Source organism: Streptomyces sp. NPDC000880 (genome assembly GCF_053599675.1).
In genome coordinates this window covers 20,285-37,875 of the sequence record NZ_JBSFMS010000064.1, presented here as the reverse complement: position 1 = coordinate 37,875, position 17,591 = coordinate 20,285, and the positions used below count along the sequence as shown (strand labels likewise).

The following is a 17,591-nucleotide window of genomic DNA, read 5'->3' as shown; positions in this document are numbered from 1 at the left end:
CTCTTTCCCACCCCGCCGCTCTTCCGATCGCCCTCGCACGCCGCCCTCGCACGGCGGTAGCGCCGGTTCGAATCCGGTCGGGGGTACGCATCGAAGAGGCCCTCCGCGCATGCGGAGGGCCTCTTCGCGTCAGCCTCGTATCCTCCTCCCGCCCTCCTCCTTCCTCCAGCGCCCGCAGCGGCGGATACTCCGCGCATGGAGGCTGCCGACGCGGAACCACTCGTACGCACAGCGGAGTTACGCATCACCCGCATCCGCCGGCCGCCCGGGCTGAGGATCGAGGGCGTGGTGGACGTCCACACGCACCGCCATCTGCGCGGCGCCCTCGACCTCATCGCGTCCGTCGACGGTGATCTCCAACTCGAGCTATCCCGGCTGGAGTTCCTCGATCTCGGCGGACTGCGCATGCTGATCGGCTTCGCCCGGACGCGAAACTCGGGCCACCACGTGGAGTTGACCGGCCTCGCCCCGCATCTGCGGGACGTGATCGCGCTGGTCGGCTGGGACGAGACGCCCGGTCTGTGGCTGGGAGACCAGCGTGTCAACTGACCCGTCCCGCAACGGATTTGTCCACCACGCCTGCCTGTACGGCGACGACGAGGAATTCCTGGCGATGGCCGTGCCGTTCGCCGCGGAAGGGCTGGCCGCGGGGGAGCCGGTGCTCGCCGTGGCCACGCCCGCCAACATCCAACTCCTGCGGGACGCACTGGGGGAGTGGGCGCATGCTCTCGACACCGCCGACAACGCCTGCTTCGGGCGGCGTCCGGTGGGCCGGGTCGCCGCCTTCCTGCGGTACTCGAACCGGTACGGGGAGCCGGGCCGCCCGGTGCAAATGATCGCCGAGCCGGTGTGGGCGGGGAAGTGCCCACGCCAGATCGCCGAGTGGAAGCGGATGGAGTCCGGGCTCAATGTGCTGCTCGCGCACACCGACGCCCGGCTGACCTGCACGTACGACACCCGGACCGTGCCCGACCACGTCGTGGAGGCCGCCTGGGCAACCCACCCGCGCCATGTGGTGGGGGACCTGGTGCTGCCCTGCGGGACGTATACGGATCCCGACGTCTACGCGCCGGCGGGTCAGGGCCCGCTCCCGCCGCCGCCGGCGAGCGCCGCGCTCCTCGAACCACCGGCCTCTCTCGCGGCGGTACGGCGCTGCGCGCGGCTGCGGGCCGAAGCGGCGGGCCTGGCCGGGGAGCGGGCGGCGCTGGCCGAGACGCTGGCCAACGAGGCGCTGACCTGGCTGCTGGCGCGCGGTGCGGCGGATGCGGAGCTACGCGTCTGGGAGGAGCCGGGCGCTCTGGTGTGGGACCTGCTGGCCCTGGATCGCGAGGCGGCCCTGCCAGGGCCCTACGCGGGCTTCGTACCGCCGGGGCCGGAGGCGGGGCAGCACGACGGACTCTGGCTGCTGCGGAGCCTGTGCGAGGCGGTGGAGCTGCGCGGCGAGGACGGCGGCGGGCTGCGCCTGCGGTTGCGCTGCGCGGGGCCGCGCACCCTCCAGTGGCGCTGAAGGCCGCTGAGGCCCCAGCTTTCCGAAGAGCGCGTCCAGCCGGCGCTGCGGCCTGGAAGCGGCCGGCCGGTACGTGAAGAGCGATCAGCCGGAGCGGCGCAGCGCCTCGCTCAGGCGGGCCGCGGCGTCGATGACCGCCTGCGCGTGCATCCGGCCCGGGTGGCGGGTCAGACGCTCGATCGGCCCGGATACCGAGACGGCGGCGACCACGCGGTTCGAGGGGCCGCGCACGGGCGCGGAGACGGACGCCACGCCCGGCTCGCGCTCGCCGATCGACTGGGCCCAGCCCCGGCGCCGTACGCCGGACAGGGCCGTCGCCGTGAAACGGGCGCCCTGCAGTCCGCGGTGCAGCCGCTCCGGCTCCTCCCAGGCCATCAGGATCTGCGCCGACGAGCCGGCCTTCATGGTGAGCGTGGAGCCGACCGGCACGGTGTCCCGCAGCCCGGACAGCCGCTCGGCCGCGGCCACGCAGATGCGCATGTCTCCCTGCCGGCGGTAGAGCTGCGCGCTCTCGCCGGTGACATCGCGCAGATGCGTGAGCACCGGCCCGGCCGTAGCAAGCAGCCGGTCCTCGCCCGCCGCCGCGGCGAGCTCCGCCAGCCGCGGGCCCAGGATGAACCGGCCCTGCATGTCCCTCGCCACCATCCGGTGGTGTTCCAGTGCCACGGCGAGACGATGTGCCGTGGGTCGCGCAAGCCCTGTCGCCGCGACCAGCCCGGCGAGGGTGGCCGGACCGGACTCCAGTGCGCTCAATACCAGAGCTGCCTTGTCGAGAACGCCGACGCCGCTAGAGTTGTCCATGCAACGATATTCACGTCTCACACTGTGAAACGCAAGTTCAATTTTTCCGAGAACCCGCCACCCTGGAGTTGCGGCCCGCGGACCAACGGGCTCGCGACAAGATCTCTAGTTGTGTCGGGGAAACAGCCGGCCGGAGGGAAAGCGATGGGTAGGACACTCGCGGAGAAGGTCTGGGACGATCATGTCGTCCGGCGCGCCGAGGGCGAGCCCGACCTCCTCTTCATCGATCTGCACCTGCTGCACGAGGTGACCAGCCCCCAGGCCTTCGACGGGCTGCGCCTCAACGGCCGCCAGGTGCGCAGGCTCGACCTCACCATCGCGACCGAGGATCACAACACGCCGACCCTCGACATCGACAAGCCCATCGCCGACCCGGTTTCCCGCGTCCAGTTGGAGACGCTGCGCAAGAACTGCGCCGACTTCGGCGTACGTCTGCACCCGCTGGGCGACGTCGAGCAGGGCGTTGTCCACGTCGTGGGCCCGCAGCTGGGGCTGACCCAGCCCGGCACCACCGTGGTCTGTGGCGATTCGCACACCTCCACCCACGGCGCTTTCGGCGCGCTTGCGTTCGGCATCGGCACCTCCCAGGTGGAGCATGTGCTGGCCACCCAGACGCTGCCGCTGGCCCGTCCCAAGACCATGGCCATCACAATCGAGGGCGAACTGCCCGAGAGTGTCACCGCCAAAGACCTGATCCTGGCCGTCATCGCGAAGATCGGCACCGGCGGCGGCCAGGGTTACATCCTGGAATACCGTGGCTCCGCCATCGAGAAGCTCTCGATGGAGGCCCGGATGACCATCTGCAACATGTCGATCGAGGCGGGCGCCCGGGCCGGCATGATCGCCCCCGACGAGACCACTTTCGACTATCTGCGGGGCCGCGACCACGCCCCCAAGGACGCGGAGTGGGACGCCGCCGTCGAGTACTGGAAGACCCTGCGCACCGACGACGACGCCGTCTTCGACGCCGAGGTGTTCATCGACGCCGCCGAACTGGCGCCGTTCGTCACCTGGGGCACCAACCCCGGCCAGGGCGCGCCCCTGTCGGCGAACGTCCCCGACCCGGCTTCGTACGACGACGCTTCGGAGCGCCTGGCCGCCGAAAAGGCCCTGGAATACATGGGGTTGAGCGCCGGCCAGCCGCTGCGCGACATCAAGGTCGACACCGTCTTCGTAGGCTCCTGCACCAACGGCCGCATTGAGGACCTGCGCAACGCGGCCGCCATTGTGGAGGGCCGCAAAGTCGCCGACGGCGTGCGGATGCTGGTGGTCCCCGGCTCCGTACGGGTCGCGCTGCAGGCCATCGAGGAGGGCCTGGACAAGGTCTTCACCGCTGCCGGCGCCGAATGGCGGCACGCGGGCTGCTCGATGTGTCTGGGCATGAACCCCGACCAACTGGCCCCCGGCGAGCGCTCCGCGTCCACCTCCAACCGCAACTTCGAGGGCAGGCAGGGCAAGGGCGGACGCACCCATCTGGTCTCGCCCCAGGTCGCCGCGGCCACCGCGGTACTGGGCCATCTGGCCTCGCCCGCCGACCTGTCCGAAGCCCCCGCGACCGCCGGAGTCTGAGCAACCATGGAAGCTTTCACCACGCACACCGGCCGGGCTGTTCCGCTGCGCCGCAGCAACGTCGACACCGACCAGATCATCCCGGCCCACTGGCTGAAGAAGGTCACCCGCGACGGCTTCGAGGACGGGCTCTTCGAGGCCTGGCGCAAGGATTCGTCGTTCATCCTCAACCAGCCCGAGCGGCAGGGCGCCACGGTCCTGGTGGCCGGCCCGGACTTCGGCACCGGGTCCTCCCGTGAGCACGCCGTGTGGGCCCTGCAGAACTACGGCTTCAAGACCGTCATCTCCTCTCGGTTCGCCGACATCTTCCGAGGCAACTCGCTCAAAAACGGCCTGCTGACAGTGGTTCTGGACCAGAAGGTCGTGGACGCGCTCTGGGAGGTCACCGAAGCCGACCCGACTGCCGAAATCACCGTGGACTTGGAGCAGCGACAGGTGCTGGCGGAGGGAATCACCGCCGACTTCGAGCTCGACGAGAACGCCCGCTGGCGGCTGCTGAACGGTCTGGACGACATCAGCCTCACCCTTCAGAACGAAGCGGACATCGCGACTTACGAGGCATCCCGACCGGCCTTCAAGCCCCGCACACTTGAGGTCTGAGCAGCGCTTTTCCCGGACTGCGCCCCCCACCGTCCGGTGGGGGGCGCAGTCGCTTGTTGAGACCCCGTCGGGCGACAACTCGCCTCAGATGGCACAATCGGTGCATGGAACGCGACAGCCAACTCGAGCTCTACGAGGCAGTCGCCGCCCGATTGAAAGAAGCGCACACAAGGGTGCGTGAACTGCAAGTCCCGGAGGGCGTAAGGATGGCGCTGTCCCGGAAGCTGCTGGTCGTCACGGCTGCGGCGAAGCACGATCTCCCGGGTGCGGCAAGGCGTCTGGACCGCTTCATGAAGGACCTCAACGAGGGCCGATTCCCTGAAGGCGACTGACACCCAGAGTTCCGCGACGGTCGACTTCGTTGCGGCACTAGGGTGATTAGCCCGTTTCGTGTTTGATTTGCGGTATATATCTGCCTAACGTGCGAAAAAGCCTGGACGCATTCGTCCCGGCAATGTCTCCGAAGGGGAAGACGTGAACAAGGCGCAGCTCGTAGAAGCGATTGCCGACAAGGTCGGCGGCCGTCAGCAGGCCGCCGAGGCTGTCGACGCGGTACTTGACGCGATCGTCCGCGCAGTTGTCGGCGGAGACCGGGTTTCGGTCACCGGCTTCGGCTCGTTCGAGAAGGTTGACCGTCCTGCTCGCTACGCCCGCAACCCGCAGACGGGTGAGCGCGTACGGGTCAAGAAGACCTCGGTGCCGCGATTCCGTGCGGGCCAGGGCTTCAAGGACCTGGTGAGCGGCTCGAAGAAGCTCCCGAGGGGCGGCGAGGTCTCCGTCAAGAAGGCTCCCAAGGGCAGCCTTTCGGGCGGGGCTCCCAGCCGTGCGACCGCCAAGGCCGCGGCCAAGAAGGCCACCGCCAGGAAGGCCACGGCGAAGAAGGCCGCAGCCAAGAAGACGACGGCGCGCAAGACGACCGCCAAGAAGGCCACGGCCAAGAAGACCGCCGCCAAGAAGGCGACTGCCAAGAAGGCCACGGCCAAGAAGACCGCCGCCAAGAAGGCGACCGCCAAGAAGACTGCGCCGGCCAAGAAGGCCACCGCCAAGAAGGCGCCCGCCCGGAAAACGACGGCGCGCACGACCACCGCCAAGAAGACCACCGCCAGGAAGAAGTAAGCGGCAAAGGTTCACAGGGCCACTCACGCGCCGGGCCGGGCTTCCCCTCTGGGAGCCCGGCCCGCGGCGTTGAAGAGGGGCGGCGGCGCAGGTCAGAGGGTCTGCAGCGTCACCAGGGTGATCCGCAGGGACGCGCCCTCGCCCTCGGTCTCTATGCGCACGCGCTGGCCAGGCCGGAGCAGCCGCAGACCGCCCGCGTCGAAGGCCGCGGCGTCGAACTCCACCGGGGAGCCGTCGTCGAGCAGCACGCTCCCGCTGCGGGTCTCGGAGTCGTAGGTGTACGAGGTCGCCTGCATAAGGGCCAGCCTAGCCGCCCTGTCAGCCGTCCAGAGCGTGGGCGCCTGCCGCCCAGCGCTCCGCGGTCCGCGGGCCCACTCCCAGTGCCAGCGCGGCGGCCAGATCGTCCCCGGTATCCACGTCCTGCCGTACCGAATCGGCGCCTTCGAGCAGGATTTCCGTGGCTCCCGATGCCGAATGCCGACGCCGGGAACGGCCGCCGAAAGCGGGGCGCAATTCCACGCCGGGTGCCGCCGAGAGCAATGTCGTACCGATTCCGGCCGCATCCGTCAGAAATGCCCTTGGAAATAGCGAAGCGCGGGCAAGGACCCGTGCCAATTCCGCGGGTCGCAGTGCGGGCAGATCGGCGTTGAGCGCGGCTACCGCCGCCGCGGGCCGCAGTGCTCGCACCGCGTCCGCCCCGTGCGCCAGCGCCGCGTTGAGGCCGGCCGCCGGGGAGTCCGGGACGATCCGCGCCCCCAGCGCCGCCAGCTCGGCCGTGGCCGCCGGGTCGTCCGTGACGACTGCCACATCCCGCACGGCCTCGCAGGCCAGCGCCGCGGCCACGGTGTCCTGGGCGAAGGCGAGCGCGAGATGCGGCCGCAAAATGTCGTCCGCGGTCTTGGCCAGCCTGCTCTTGGCCAGTACAAGGGGCTTCAGCGGGACGACCAGGGACCAGCGGACCATCGAGTCGGTGTTCGTGGCGAGCTCTCCGTCCATGCGCATCGGGCTCCATTGTGGCGCGAGCCCGCGAAGGTCCTGAGGGCCGGGCCCGGGGCCGGGGCGTACCGTGTCCTCGACAGACCAGGGGCCTGGGGCGACACTTGACCCCCAGCAGCCGGGCGGTGACCCGGTAATAGAGGAGGGTGTCCGAGTGTCCCGCCGTAGAATCGGCTTCTGGTACCGCCTGGCGGCGGTCATCGCGAAACCGCCGCTGTTGGTTCTGTTCAAGCGGGACTGGCGGGGAATGGAACACATTCCGGCGGACGGCGGATTCATCACCGCCGTCAATCACAACTCGTATCTCGACATGTTCTCGTACGGCCACTTCCAGTACAACACCGGACGTGTGCCCCGGTTCCTCGCCAAAGCCGCGCTCTTCGAGGCGCCCGTTGTCGGGACCCTGCTGCGAGGCACCGGCCAGATTCCCGTCTACCGCGAGTCCTCCAACGCCTTCGGCGCCTTCCGCGCCGCTGTGGACGCGGTGGAGAGCGGTGAATGCGTCGCCTTCTACCCCGAGGGCACTCTGACCCGCGATCCCGGCATGTGGCCGATGACCGCGAAGACCGGAGTCGCACGCGCGGCCCTGCTGACCAAGGCACCCGTCATTCCGATCGCGCAGTGGGGCGCCAACTTGGCGATGCCGCCGTACGCGAAGGAGAAGAAGTTCCGCTTTTTCCCGCGCAAGACCCTCCAGGTGAAGGCGGGTCCGCCGGTCGACCTCGACCGCTTCTACGGCGAGGAGCCGACGCCCGAGCTGCTGAGGGCGGCGACGGAGGCCGTCATGGCCGCGGTCACCGGTCTGCTGGAGGAACTGCGCGGCGAGCAGGCACCCACCAAGCCGTACGATCTGCGCCAAGTACTCGCACAGCAGCGCCGCAAGGCCGCCGAGGAGGGCACCAAGTGACGCGCGCAGCCACCAAGGCAGCGGTATTCGGAACAGGCTCGTGGGGTACGGCCTTCGGCATGGTGCTCGCGGACGCGGGCTGCGAGGTGACCCTCTGGGGCCGTCGCGCCGAACTCGTCGACGCCGTCAACACCACCCGTATCAACCCCGACTATCTGCCGGGAATTGAGCTCCCCTCTTCGCTCCGGGCCACCACCGACCCGGCCGAGGCGCTGCGCGGCGCGGACTTCACCGTCCTCGCCGTCCCCTCCCAGACGCTCCGCGGCAAACTCGCCGAATGGGCGCCGGGGCTGCCGGCCGACACCGTCCTCGTCTCCCTGATGAAGGGCGTCGAACTCGGCACCGCCAAGCGCATGAGCGAGGTCATCGAAGAGGTCGCCGAGGTCCCCGCCGAGCGCGTCGCGGTGATCACGGGCCCCAACCTCGCCAAGGAGATCGCCCAGCGCCGGCCGGCCGCGGCCGTCGTCGCCTGCCGCGACGAAGCCGTCGCCCAGCGGCTTCAGTCCGCCTGCCACACCCCGTACTTCCGCCCGTACACCAACACGGACGTGGTGGGCTGCGAACTCGGCGGCGCCGTCAAGAACGTCATCGGCCTCGCCGTCGGCATCGCGGACGGCATGGGACTCGGCGACAACACCAAGGGCTCGCTGATCACCCGCGGCCTGGCCGAGACGACCCGCCTCGGCCTCGCGATGGGCGCGGACCCGCTGACCTTCTCCGGCCTCGCCGGACTCGGCGATCTGGTGGCCACCTGCTGCTCGCCGCTCTCCCGCAACCACACCTTCGGCACCAACCTCGGCCGCGGCATGACGCTCCAGGAGACCATCGCGGTCACCAAGCAGACCGCGGAGGGCGTCAAGTCCTGTGAATCGGTGCTCGATCTGGCACGCCGGCACGGCGTCGACATGCCGATCACCGAAACGGTCGTCGGCATCGTCCACGAGGGCAAGCCGCCACTCGTCGCGCTCAAGGAGCTGATGTCACGCTCCGCCAAGCCCGAGCGCCGCTGACTTGGCAGGCTGTGCCCTGTGGGGGCATCCCCCACGCCCCCGGTAGCGGTAGTCTCATCGCGATATGAGCAGCGAGAACCCCACCCAGAGCCCTGAGCAGCAGCTCCGCAAGCCGCGCGTAGCCGTCGTCTTCGGCGGTCGCAGCTCCGAACACGGGATCTCCGTGGTCACCGCCGGCGCCGTTCTGCGCGCCATCGACCGTACGAAGTACGACGTACTGCCGATCGGCATCACGACGGACGGCCGCTGGGCGCTGACCGCCGACGAACCGGACCGGATGGCGATCGCCGACCGGCGGACGCCGAGCGTAGATCAGCTTGCCGACTCGACCGAGGGCGCTGTCGTGCTCTCCGTCGACCCCGCCAACCGCGAGGTCGTCTACAGCGAACCCGGCGCCGTACCCAAGGCGCTCGGCGAGGTCGACGTCGTCTTCCCGGTGCTGCACGGCCCGTACGGCGAGGACGGCACCCTCCAGGGCCTCCTCGAGCTCTCCGGGGTCCCTTACGTCGGCTCGGGCGTCCTCGCCTCGGCCGTCGGCCAGGACAAGGAGTACATGAAGCGTGTCTTCATCTCCTTCGGCCTGCCCGTCGGCCCGTACGAGGTGATCCGCCCCCGCGAGTGGGAGCTCGACCCGTCCGCCGCCCGCAAGAAGATCATCGACTTCGCGGGCGAGCACGGCTGGCCGCTCTTCGTGAAACCGGCTCGCGCCGGGTCCTCCATGGGCATCACCAAGGTCGACGACCTCTCCGGCCTGGACGAGGCGATCAGGGAGGCGCAGCGCCACGACCCCAAGATCCTGGTGGAGTCGCTGCTGCGCGGCCGCGAGATCGAGTGCGGGGTCCTGGAGTTCGAGGACGGCCCGCGCGCCAGCGTCCCGGCCGAGATCCCTTCGGTCACCGCCCATGAGTTCTACGACTTCGAGGCCAAGTACATCGACTCCGCAGCCGGTCTCGTGCCCGCGCCGCTGACCGACGAGCAGACCGCCGAGGTGCGTCGCCTCGCGGTCGAGGCCTTCAACGCCGCGTCCTGCGAGGGACTGGTCCGCGCGGACTTCTTCCTGCAGGAGAACGGAGAGTTCGTCATCAACGAGATCAACACCATGCCCGGCTTCACGCCGATCTCGATGTACCCGCGGATGTGGCAGGAGAGCGGCGTCGGCTACTCCGAGCTGGTCGACCGGCTGATCCAGGCGGCGCTGCGCCGCCCGACCGGACTGCGCTAGGACCAAGGCGCCTACCGAACGTCGAGCGTGGCCGGCACCGTCTTCTTGACGGCGCCGGCCAGTTCGGCGAGCGGGGTGATGTCGTGGGCGTACCGCTTGTCCATCGTGACCTCGACATAGGTCTTGCGGTACGTGGTGGTGAAGCGCGGGCCCTCGGGCTCTTCCTCCAGTAGCCAGTTGACGCCGTTCGCCCCCACGCCCTCCGACTGGGGGGCGCTCATCTCCTCCGGCCGGGGGACGCCGCAGCGCAGTACGATCGCGGTATCGCCCCAGCCGGCGGTCAGTTCGGAAGCAGGCTCAGGGTCGTTACGGTCCTGCCCGGCCACGGACTTCGGAAGCTCCTTGTGCAGCGCGCTGCACAGGGCGGCTTCCTCCGCCGGGGGGCTGGGAACCGTGATCGACGCCGCTGCGTCCGTGGAGGAGCAGCCCGCGGCAGCCAGCAGCATCAGCGCGGCAGCGGACAGACGGAAGGGCCGACGGCGGGAAATCGTCACCGGCCCAGCGTAGACGGGGGCTACAGGTGCACGACCGGGCAGGTCAGGGTGCGGGTGATGCCGTCCACTTGCTGGACCTTGGCGACCACCATGCGACCGAGATCGTCGACCGTCTCGGCCTGGGCACGCACAATCACGTCGTACGGACCGGTCACGTCCTCGGCCTGGATCACTCCCGGAATCTTGCCGATGGTCTCGGCGACGGTCGACGCCTTGCCCACCTCGGTCTGGATGAGGATGTACGCCTGTACCACGGAACCTCCAGGGCGGCCACGAGGATCATGTGGGTGGAAGGGACGCCACGGTATCGCGTCGCCGAGGGCCGAGGGGAGACCCGCGCGCTGGGTGATGCCCGCAGCGTGGCGTACAGAAAGAAGAAGTTGACGTATCTCTTGACGGTACCTATGGCGCAGACGGCCCGCGACCGCAAGCAAGCAGCACTGCCGGGCACCCCGGCAGCACGACGGAGAGGTGGGACTCGGTGAAGGGCACTGTGGGCGAGTTGGGGGAGTTCGGGCTCATCAGGGAGCTCACCTCCCGGCTCACCTCCACCCCCGCGGTCCGGCTCGGACCCGGAGACGACGCCGCGGTCGTGGCCGCACCCGACCGCAGGGTGGTGGCGAGCACGGACGTCCTGCTGGAGGGACGGCACTTCCGCCGCGACTGGTCGACCGCGTACGACGTCGGCCGCAAGGCCGCCGCTCAGAACCTGGCCGACATCGCGGCGATGGGCGCGGTCCCTACTGCGCTGCTGCTCGGCCTGGTCGTACCGGCCGAACTCCCGGTCACCTGGGCCACCGAGCTGATGGACGGCATCCGCGACGAGTGCCAGGTCGCCGGCGCCGCGGTGGTGGGCGGCGATGTCGTACGCGGCGATGTCATCACCCTCGCGATCACCGCGCTCGGCGATCTGCGCAACCACGAACCGGTCACCCGGGCCGGCGCCAAGCCCGGCGATGTCGTCGCGTACACCGGCTGGTTGGGCTGGTCGGCCGCCGGGCACGCGGTGCTCTCGCGCGGCTTCCGTTCGCCGCGCGCCTTCGTCGAGGCGCACCGGCGGCCCGAGCCGCCGTACCACGCGGGACCCGCGGCGGCCGGCCTCGGCGCCACCGCCATGTGCGACATCAGCGACGGACTCGTCGCCGACCTAGGGCACATCGCGGAGGCCAGCAAGGTCCGGATCGACCTGCGCTCGGGCTCCATCGACATCCCCTCGCAGATGAACGACATCGGCCAGGCCGTGGGCGTCGACCCGCTGCAGTGGGTGCTGACCGGGGGAGAGGACCACGCGATCGTCGCGACCTTCCCGCCGGACGTGAAGCTGCCGGCCCGCTGGAAGGTGATCGGCGAGGTGCTCAACCCGTCGGCGCTGCCGCAGGTGACGGTCGACGGTGCGCCGTGGACCAGCAAGGGCGGCTGGGACCACTTCGGGGACATCGAGGACGGCAAGTAGATTCGGGCGCATGGACATACCACCTCGCGTGCTCACCGTCGCCGGTTCCGACTCCGGCGGCGGCGCGGGCATTCAGGCCGACCTGAAGACGATGCTGGCGCTCGGCGTACACGGCATGAGCGTGCTCACCGCGGTCACGGCGCAGAACTCCCTGGGTGTGCAGGGCGCGTGGGAGCTGCCGGTCGACGCGGTACGGGCGCAGTACCGCAGCGTCGTCGACGACATCGGCGTACAGGCCGTGAAGACCGGAATGCTGGCGTCCGCGCCGCTCGTCGAGACCGTCGCCGAGCTGCTGGCCGATGTGGACGCACCAGTGGTCGTCGACCCGGTGGGGGTCTCCAAGCACGGCGACCCGCTGCTGGCCGCCTCCGCGCTCGACTCCGTACGCAAGAAGCTGCTGCCGCTCGCCACCGTCGCCACGCCGAATCTGGACGAGGTCGGTCAACTGACGGGTGTGGTGGTCGAGGACGAGACGGGGATGCGGCGGGCGGCGGACGCCGTGCTCGGCTTCGGGCCGCGGTGGGCGCTGATCAAGGGCGGGCACCTCGCGGGCGACGCGGTGGACCTGCTGACGGACGGCGCGGAGGAGTACTGGCTGCGCGCGCCCCGGCACGACAACCGGCACACCCATGGGACGGGCTGCACCCTGGCGTCCGCCGTCGCGTCGGGTCTGGCGAAGGGGATGGGGGTCCCGGAGGCCGTGCGGGCCGCGAAGGATTACGTCACCGGGGCGATCGCGGCCGGATTCCCGCTGGGGGGCGGGATCGGCCCGGTCGATCACGCCTGGCGCTTCCGGTGACCGTCGTACGAGTACGGATACGGGCACGCCAAAAAGCCGGTCCACCGAGGTGGACCGGCTTTCAGGGCAACCGGAGGGGCTGCGCTACGACGAACAGTCGGCGTTAGCGCGAGACCTTGCCGGCCTTGATGCACGAGGTGCAGGCGTTGAGCCGCTTCGGCGTCCCACCGACCACGGTACGCACACGCTGGATGTTCGGGTTCCAGCGACGGGACGTACGGCGGTGCGAGTGCGAGATGCTGTTGCCGAAGCCCGGCCCCTTGCCGCAGACGTCGCAGTTGGCAGCCACGGGTCACTCCAAAGACTTCAGATGCACTTACAGTGAATCCGGCGCGCCGGAATCAGTGATCTGATCGGTGGCTTTGCCGGGGGAATGGCCCGACTTTCATCGGGCAACCGGAGCAGCATACAACGACTGCATCCGAGATACGAAACTACCATGGCTTCTCCCGCACCCGCCCCGGACCCCGCTCCCGACCGGGGTCTACCCTGCGGTGCAACCCCGCTGCCCACGGCCCTGTACGGGCCGTTCAAGGAGGATCACCAGGTGCCGCAGACCCTCGACGCCGCAGCGGTACGCACCTGGTGCTCACTGGCACTGGAGGCACTGGGCCGAGAGCGCGAGGAGATCGACGCAATCAATGTCTATCCGGTCGCGGACGGGGACACCGGCACCAATCTCTATATGACGGTGGAGTCCGCGGCCCAGGCCGTGGAGGCGGTCTTCGCCGCGCACGAGACGCGGTCGTCGGCGCCCGCGCCGGCCGACGTGGTGCGGGCGATGGCCCACGGGGCGCTGATCGGCGCCCGTGGGAACTCCGGGACGATCCTGGCGCAACTGCTGCGGGGCATGGCGGAGCGGCTGGGAGACGGAGATCACCTGGCCGGCGCGCTGCAACGGGCCGCCGCTCTGGCGCGCGAGGCGGTCGCGCATCCCGTCGAGGGGACGATCCTGAGCGTGGCGGGGGCGGCGGCGCAGGCCGCGGACGCGTCTCCGCACGATGCGGTGCGGGCGGCGTACGAGGGGGCGCGGCAGGCACTGGACGCCACCCCCGGGCAGCTCGCCGTGCTGGAGCGCGCGGGGGTCGTGGACGCGGGCGGGCGCGGGCTGCTCATGGTGCTCGGGGCGTTGGTCGAGGCGGTGACGGGGGAGACCCCGGTCGCGCCTGTGCTGGCTCATGTACGCCATGAGCTCGGTGCCCCGGGCATGGAGCCGTGCGACGACGGGGGCCCGGCCTTCGAGGTGATCTACCTCCTGGAGGCGGACGATGCGGCGGTGGCCCGGCTGCGGACCCGGCTCGACGGGCTCGGTGACTCGCTCGTCGTCGTCGGCGGGGACGGCCTGTGGAACGTCCACGTACACGTCGACGACGCGGGCGCGGCGGTGGAGGCGGGCGTCGAGGCGGGGCGGCCGTACCGGATCCGCATCACGCACTTCGACACCGAGGCCGTGTCACGGGAGCGGGAACAGGTGCAGCGGGCGGTTGTCGTGGTCGTCCCCGGGGAGGGCCTGGCGGGCCTGTGCGCGGAGGCGGGTGCCACAACGGTGCTCGCCCGCCCGGGGGAGCCGCCGGCCAGCGGCGAACTGGTCGACGCGATCCGCCGCGCCCACGCGCGCGAGGTGGTCCTCCTCCCGAACTCCGCGGAGCTCCGCCACACCGCCGCGGCAGCCGCCGAACAGGCCCGCACAGAGGGTGTACGGGTCGCCCTCATCCCGACCCGCGCGGCGGTCCAGGGCATCGCGGCCCTCGCCGTGCACGAGCCGGACCGCCGCTTCGACGAGGACGTGGTCGCCATGACAGCGGCGGCGGGCGCGACGCGCTACGCCGAACTCGCCGTCGCGGAACGGCAGTCGTGGACGACGGCGGGCGTGTGCCAGGCCGGAGACGTCCTGGGCCTGATCGACGGCGACGTGGCGGTGATCGGCGCGGATCTGGCGACCACTGCGGAGGCGGTGCTGGACAGGATGCTGGCGGCAGGGGGAGAACTGGTGACGCTGGTCCTGGGAGAGGACGTCCCGGACGGCGACGCGGTGGCGGCGCGCCTGGAGAGGTACGTACGGGACGGCTACCTGGCGGTGGACACGCTGGTGTACCGGGGCGGGCGAGGGTCGACGCCCCTGCTCGTCGGGGTGGAGTAGGGGGCGCCGTAGGGCGGCTCGCGGCACCGTCGTGACCAGCGGATATCCACAGGTGCGCGACGTCTGTCAGTGGTGTGGTGTGCAATGGATCGCGTGCCCGCGCTCGACGAACCTCTGAAGAACACGCTCGGCGCCGCCACCGCGAAGGTGATGGCCGAGCACCTCGACCTGCATACGGTCGGCGATCTCCTGCATCACTATCCACGCCGGTACGAGGAGCGCGGCCAGCTGACCAGGCTGGCCGATCTGCCGCTGGACGAGGACGTCACCGTGGTCGCTCAGGTGGCCGACTCCCGGGTGCTGAAGTTCAACCACGGCCGTGGCCAGCGCCTGGAGATCACCCTCACCGACGGCAGCGGCCGGCTCCAGCTGGTCTTCTTCGGACGGGGAATCCACAAGCCGCACAAGGACCTGCCGCCGGGCAGCCGCGGGATGTTCGCCGGCAAGGTGTCCGTCTTCAACCACAAGCTGCAGCTCGCGCACCCCACGTATGTACCGCTGGGCGCGGACAGCGGTGACGACGCCGTGGACGCCTTCGCGGGCAAGCTGATCCCCATCTACCCGGCCTGCAAGGGCCTGGAGTCCTGGAAGATCACCAAAGCGGTGGACGCGGTGCTGCCCAGGGCCGTGGAAGCCGTCGATCCACTGCCGCCCGTGCTGCGCGAGGGACGTGGGTTCGCATCACTGCCCGAGGCACTGCTCAAGATCCACCGGCCGGACACCAAGGCGGACATCGAGGACGCGCGGCAGCGCCTGAAGTGGGACGAGGCGTTCGTTCTCCAGGTCGCCCTCGCCCGCCGGCGGTACGCCGACACCCAACTCCCCGCCGTGGCACGCAGGCCCAGGCCGGACGGACTGCTCGACGCCTTCGACGCCAAGCTGCCCTTCACCCTCACCGAGGGCCAGCAGAAGGTCTCCAAGGAGATCTTCGACGATCTGGCGACCGAGCACCCGATGCACCGCCTCCTCCAGGGAGAGGTCGGATCCGGCAAGACGATGGTCGCGCTGCGGGCGATGCTCGCCGTCGTGGATTCGGGCGGCCAGGCCGCCATGCTCGCGCCCACCGAAGTCCTTGCACAGCAGCACCACCGCTCGATCACCGAGATGATGGGCGAACTGGCGGAGGGCCGCATGCTTGGGAGCGCGGAGCACGCCACCAAGGTGGTGCTGCTGACCGGCTCGATGGGCGCGGCCGCGCGGCGGCAGGCGCTGCTCGACCTGGTGACCGGCGAGGCCGGGATCGTGATCGGCACGCACGCGCTGATCGAGGACAAGGTGCAGTTCCACGATCTGGGTCTGGTCGTCGTCGACGAGCAGCACCGCTTCGGCGTGGAGCAGCGTGACGCCCTGCGCTCCAAGGGCAAGCAGCCCCCGCACCTGCTCGTCATGACCGCCACCCCCATTCCCCGTACGGTCGCGATGACGGTCTTCGGCGATCTGGAGACCTCGGTCCTGGACCAGCTGCCGGCCGGGCGTTCGCCGATCGCCAGCCATGTGGTCCCCGCCCAGGACAAGCCGCACTTCCTCGCGCGCGCCTGGGAGCGCGTGCGCGAGGAAGTGGAGAAGGGACACCAGGCGTACGTCGTGTGTCCCCGTATCGGCGACGGCGACGACGATCCGAAGAAGAAGTCCGCCGAGGACGAGGCCGAGAAGCGCCCGCCGCTCGCCGTGATCGAGATCGCCGAGCAGCTCGCCAAGGGGCCGCTGAGCGGCCTGCGCGTCGAGGTGCTGCACGGGCGGATGCAGCCCGACGACAAGGACGACGTCATGCGCCGGTTCGCCGCCGGCGATGTGGACGTCCTGGTGGCCACCACCGTCATCGAGGTCGGTGTCAACGTCCCCAACGCCACCGCCATGGTGATCATGGACGCGGACCGGTTCGGCGTATCGCAGCTGCACCAGCTGCGCGGCCGGGTCGGCCGTGGCTCGGCTCCCGGGCTGTGTCTGCTGGTCACCGAGATGCCCGAGGCGAGCCCCGCCCGGGCCCGGCTCGGCGCGGTCGCCGCCACTCTCGACGGCTTCGAGCTCTCCCGTATCGACCTCGAACAGCGCCGCGAGGGCGATGTCCTCGGCCAGGCCCAGTCCGGCGTGCGCTCCTCGCTGCGGATGCTCACCGTCATCGACGACGAGGAGGTCATCGCGGCCGCCCGCGAGGAGGCGGTGGCGATCGTCGCCGACGACCCGGACCTCGAGCGGCTGCCCGGACTGCGTACGGCGCTGGACGCGCTGCTCGACACGGAGCGGGAGCAGTACCTCGACAAGGGCTGAGGGCCCGGAGGAGAGCGGTCCGCCCCGCACCGGCAGCCGCGGAAGCAATATCGTGGGGTGTGCACCCGCCGTATCCGCACCCCCCCCACAACCCGACGAGGACCGACAGCCATGACCCGCGTGATCGCCGGCGCGGCCGGCGGACGCCGTATCGCCGTCCCGCCCGGCACCGGCACCCGCCCCACATCCGACCGCGCTCGCGAGGGGCTCTTCTCCAGCTGGGAGTCGCTCCTCGGAACGCTCAGCGGCATCCGCGTCGCCGATCTGTACGCGGGCTCAGGCGCCGTCGGCCTGGAGGCGCTCTCCCGCGGGGCGTCCCACGCCCTGCTCGTCGAGGCCGACAGCCGCGCCGCCCGCATCGTCCGGGAGAACGTCCGGGCGCTCGGCCTGCCCGGCGCCGAGGTGCGTAGCGGCAAAGCGGAACAGATCGTGACAGGTCCGGCCCCCGACGCCCCGTACGACGTCGTCTTCCTCGACCCTCCGTACGCCGTCACCGACGACGATCTTCGCGAGATTCTGCTCACACTCCGCGCCCAGGGCTGGCTCGCGGACGATGCTCTCGCCACCGTGGAGCGCAGCACCAGAGGTGGCGAGTTCATATGGCCGCAGGGCTTCGAGCCATTGCGGGCCCGTCGTTACGGCGAGGGCACGCTTTGGTACGGTCTCGCCGCCTCATCGTGCGAAGACGCACGATGACCGGACCGGAGAG

General features: G+C 70.4%; 20 protein-coding genes. 14 read left to right on the top strand and 6 right to left on the bottom strand.

Annotated features, from left to right (window positions below; genetic code table 11):
• Nucleotides 1-195 precede the first annotated feature (195 nt).
• Both ACWDO5_RS21175 and ACWDO5_RS21170 read left to right on the top strand, forming a co-directional pair.
• Nucleotides 196-549, top strand: coding sequence for an STAS domain-containing protein (locus tag ACWDO5_RS21175; RefSeq protein ID WP_450531876.1), 354 nt, complete (start codon nt 196-198; stop codon nt 547-549).
• Nucleotides 539-1,507, top strand: coding sequence for an anti-sigma factor RsbA family regulatory protein (locus tag ACWDO5_RS21170; RefSeq protein ID WP_450531874.1), 969 nt, complete (start codon nt 539-541; stop codon nt 1,505-1,507). Before ACWDO5_RS21175 ends, ACWDO5_RS21170 begins: the two co-directional genes overlap by 11 nt.
• 84 nt (nt 1,508-1,591) lie before the next feature.
• Here the strand turns inward: ACWDO5_RS21170 and ndgR are convergent, their stop codons facing one another.
• Nucleotides 1,592-2,308, bottom strand: a complete 717-nt coding sequence (gene ndgR / locus ACWDO5_RS21165) for an IclR family transcriptional regulator NdgR (protein WP_026278050.1) — start codon at nt 2,306-2,308, stop codon at nt 1,592-1,594.
• Between the two features lie 144 nt (nt 2,309-2,452).
• On the opposite strand from ndgR, the gene leuC reads away from it, so the two are divergent.
• The 4 genes from leuC (at nt 2,453) to ACWDO5_RS21145 (ending at nt 5,593) form a co-directional block, all read left to right on the top strand.
• On the top strand, nt 2,453-3,877 hold the full coding sequence (gene leuC / locus ACWDO5_RS21160) for a 3-isopropylmalate dehydratase large subunit (RefSeq protein ID WP_450531873.1): 1,425 nt from the start codon (nt 2,453-2,455) through the stop codon (nt 3,875-3,877).
• Between the two features lie 6 nt (nt 3,878-3,883).
• Complete coding sequence (gene leuD, locus ACWDO5_RS21155) at nt 3,884-4,477, top strand: 3-isopropylmalate dehydratase small subunit (protein WP_450531872.1); 594 nt, start codon at nt 3,884-3,886, stop codon at nt 4,475-4,477.
• Nucleotides 4,478-4,581: 104 nt separating this feature from the next.
• Entirely contained in the window at nt 4,582-4,809 is a 228-nt protein-coding gene (locus ACWDO5_RS21150; RefSeq protein WP_450531871.1) for an SCO5555 family protein, read from the top strand.
• A gap of 142 nt (nt 4,810-4,951) precedes the next feature.
• Nucleotides 4,952-5,593, top strand: coding sequence for an HU family DNA-binding protein (locus ACWDO5_RS21145; protein WP_450531870.1), 642 nt, complete (start codon nt 4,952-4,954; stop codon nt 5,591-5,593).
• 92 nt (nt 5,594-5,685) lie between these two features.
• Here ACWDO5_RS21145 and ACWDO5_RS21140 read toward each other — a convergent pair whose 3' ends face one another.
• Both ACWDO5_RS21140 and cofC read right to left on the bottom strand, forming a co-directional pair.
• Nucleotides 5,686-5,889: a hypothetical protein gene (locus ACWDO5_RS21140; protein WP_450531869.1), complete on the bottom strand. Its 204-nt coding sequence runs from the start codon at nt 5,887-5,889 to the stop codon at nt 5,686-5,688.
• A gap of 22 nt (nt 5,890-5,911) precedes the next feature.
• Complete coding sequence (gene cofC / locus ACWDO5_RS21135) at nt 5,912-6,595, bottom strand: 2-phospho-L-lactate guanylyltransferase (protein ID WP_450531868.1); 684 nt, start codon at nt 6,593-6,595, stop codon at nt 5,912-5,914.
• 148 nt (nt 6,596-6,743) lie between these two features.
• Here cofC and ACWDO5_RS21130 point away from each other — a divergent pair, with 148 nt between their 5' ends.
• The 3 genes from ACWDO5_RS21130 (at nt 6,744) to ACWDO5_RS21120 (ending at nt 9,728) form a co-directional block, all read left to right on the top strand.
• Nucleotides 6,744-7,496 (top strand): lysophospholipid acyltransferase family protein, encoded by a 753-nt coding sequence (locus ACWDO5_RS21130; RefSeq protein WP_450531867.1) that lies wholly within the window; start codon nt 6,744-6,746, stop codon nt 7,494-7,496.
• Nucleotides 7,493-8,506: an NAD(P)H-dependent glycerol-3-phosphate dehydrogenase gene (locus tag ACWDO5_RS21125; protein WP_450531866.1), complete on the top strand. Its 1,014-nt coding sequence runs from the start codon at nt 7,493-7,495 to the stop codon at nt 8,504-8,506. Before ACWDO5_RS21130 ends, ACWDO5_RS21125 begins: the two co-directional genes overlap by 4 nt.
• A gap of 64 nt (nt 8,507-8,570) precedes the next feature.
• Nucleotides 8,571-9,728: a D-alanine--D-alanine ligase family protein gene (locus ACWDO5_RS21120; RefSeq protein WP_450531865.1), complete on the top strand. Its 1,158-nt coding sequence runs from the start codon at nt 8,571-8,573 to the stop codon at nt 9,726-9,728.
• An 11-nt stretch (nt 9,729-9,739) separates the two neighbouring features.
• Here ACWDO5_RS21120 and ACWDO5_RS21115 read toward each other — a convergent pair whose 3' ends face one another.
• Entirely contained in the window at nt 9,740-10,174 is a 435-nt protein-coding gene (locus tag ACWDO5_RS21115) for a DUF3515 domain-containing protein (protein WP_450531879.1), read from the bottom strand.
• Nucleotides 10,175-10,242: 68 nt separating this feature from the next.
• Entirely contained in the window at nt 10,243-10,476 is a 234-nt protein-coding gene (locus ACWDO5_RS21110) for an Lrp/AsnC family transcriptional regulator (protein WP_108152814.1), read from the bottom strand.
• A 227-nt stretch (nt 10,477-10,703) separates the two neighbouring features.
• Here ACWDO5_RS21110 and ACWDO5_RS21105 point away from each other — a divergent pair, with 227 nt between their 5' ends.
• Complete coding sequence (locus tag ACWDO5_RS21105; RefSeq protein ID WP_307660873.1) at nt 10,704-11,675, top strand: thiamine-phosphate kinase; 972 nt, start codon at nt 10,704-10,706, stop codon at nt 11,673-11,675.
• 10 nt (nt 11,676-11,685) lie between these two features.
• On the top strand, nt 11,686-12,474 hold the full coding sequence (thiD, locus tag ACWDO5_RS21100) for a bifunctional hydroxymethylpyrimidine kinase/phosphomethylpyrimidine kinase (RefSeq protein WP_450531864.1): 789 nt from the start codon (nt 11,686-11,688) through the stop codon (nt 12,472-12,474).
• Between the two features lie 103 nt (nt 12,475-12,577).
• On the opposite strand, the gene rpmB is transcribed toward thiD, so the two are convergent.
• Nucleotides 12,578-12,763, bottom strand: coding sequence for a 50S ribosomal protein L28 (rpmB, locus tag ACWDO5_RS21095; protein WP_217234690.1), 186 nt, complete (start codon nt 12,761-12,763; stop codon nt 12,578-12,580).
• Nucleotides 12,764-13,021: 258 nt separating this feature from the next.
• Here rpmB and ACWDO5_RS21090 point away from each other — a divergent pair, with 258 nt between their 5' ends.
• The 3 genes from ACWDO5_RS21090 (at nt 13,022) to rsmD (ending at nt 17,578) form a co-directional block, all read left to right on the top strand.
• Entirely contained in the window at nt 13,022-14,614 is a 1,593-nt protein-coding gene (locus ACWDO5_RS21090; RefSeq protein ID WP_450531878.1) for a DAK2 domain-containing protein, read from the top strand.
• An 84-nt stretch (nt 14,615-14,698) separates the two neighbouring features.
• Complete coding sequence (gene recG, locus ACWDO5_RS21085; RefSeq protein WP_450531863.1) at nt 14,699-16,882, top strand: ATP-dependent DNA helicase RecG; 2,184 nt, start codon at nt 14,699-14,701, stop codon at nt 16,880-16,882.
• Nucleotides 16,883-16,993: 111 nt separating this feature from the next.
• A complete protein-coding gene (rsmD, locus tag ACWDO5_RS21080) occupies nt 16,994-17,578 on the top strand; it encodes a 16S rRNA (guanine(966)-N(2))-methyltransferase RsmD (RefSeq protein ID WP_450531862.1) in 585 nt (194 codons plus the stop codon).
• Nucleotides 17,579-17,591: the final 13 nt, after the last annotated feature.

What these genes read in the sequence shown, in the direction of transcription:
- ACWDO5_RS21175 (WP_450531876.1), top strand. Translation starts at nt 196, where the DNA reads ATGGAGGCTGCCGACGCGGAACCACTCGTACGCACAGCGGAGTTACGC.
- ndgR (WP_026278050.1), bottom strand. Translation starts at nt 2,308, where the DNA reads ATGGACAACTCTAGCGGCGTCGGCGTTCTCGACAAGGCAGCTCTGGTA.
- leuC (WP_450531873.1), top strand. Translation starts at nt 2,453, where the DNA reads ATGGGTAGGACACTCGCGGAGAAGGTCTGGGACGATCATGTCGTCCGG.
- leuD (WP_450531872.1), top strand. Translation starts at nt 3,884, where the DNA reads ATGGAAGCTTTCACCACGCACACCGGCCGGGCTGTTCCGCTGCGCCGC.
- ACWDO5_RS21150 (WP_450531871.1), top strand. Translation starts at nt 4,582, where the DNA reads ATGGAACGCGACAGCCAACTCGAGCTCTACGAGGCAGTCGCCGCCCGA.
- ACWDO5_RS21140 (WP_450531869.1), bottom strand. Translation starts at nt 5,889, where the DNA reads ATGCAGGCGACCTCGTACACCTACGACTCCGAGACCCGCAGCGGGAGC.
- cofC (WP_450531868.1), bottom strand. Translation starts at nt 6,595, where the DNA reads ATGCGCATGGACGGAGAGCTCGCCACGAACACCGACTCGATGGTCCGC.
- ACWDO5_RS21120 (WP_450531865.1), top strand. Translation starts at nt 8,571, where the DNA reads ATGAGCAGCGAGAACCCCACCCAGAGCCCTGAGCAGCAGCTCCGCAAG.
- ACWDO5_RS21115 (WP_450531879.1), bottom strand. Translation starts at nt 10,174, where the DNA reads ATGCTGCTGGCTGCCGCGGGCTGCTCCTCCACGGACGCAGCGGCGTCG.
- thiD (WP_450531864.1), top strand. Translation starts at nt 11,686, where the DNA reads ATGGACATACCACCTCGCGTGCTCACCGTCGCCGGTTCCGACTCCGGC.
- recG (WP_450531863.1), top strand. Translation starts at nt 14,699, where the DNA reads ATGGATCGCGTGCCCGCGCTCGACGAACCTCTGAAGAACACGCTCGGC.
- rsmD (WP_450531862.1), top strand. Translation starts at nt 16,994, where the DNA reads ATGACCCGCGTGATCGCCGGCGCGGCCGGCGGACGCCGTATCGCCGTC.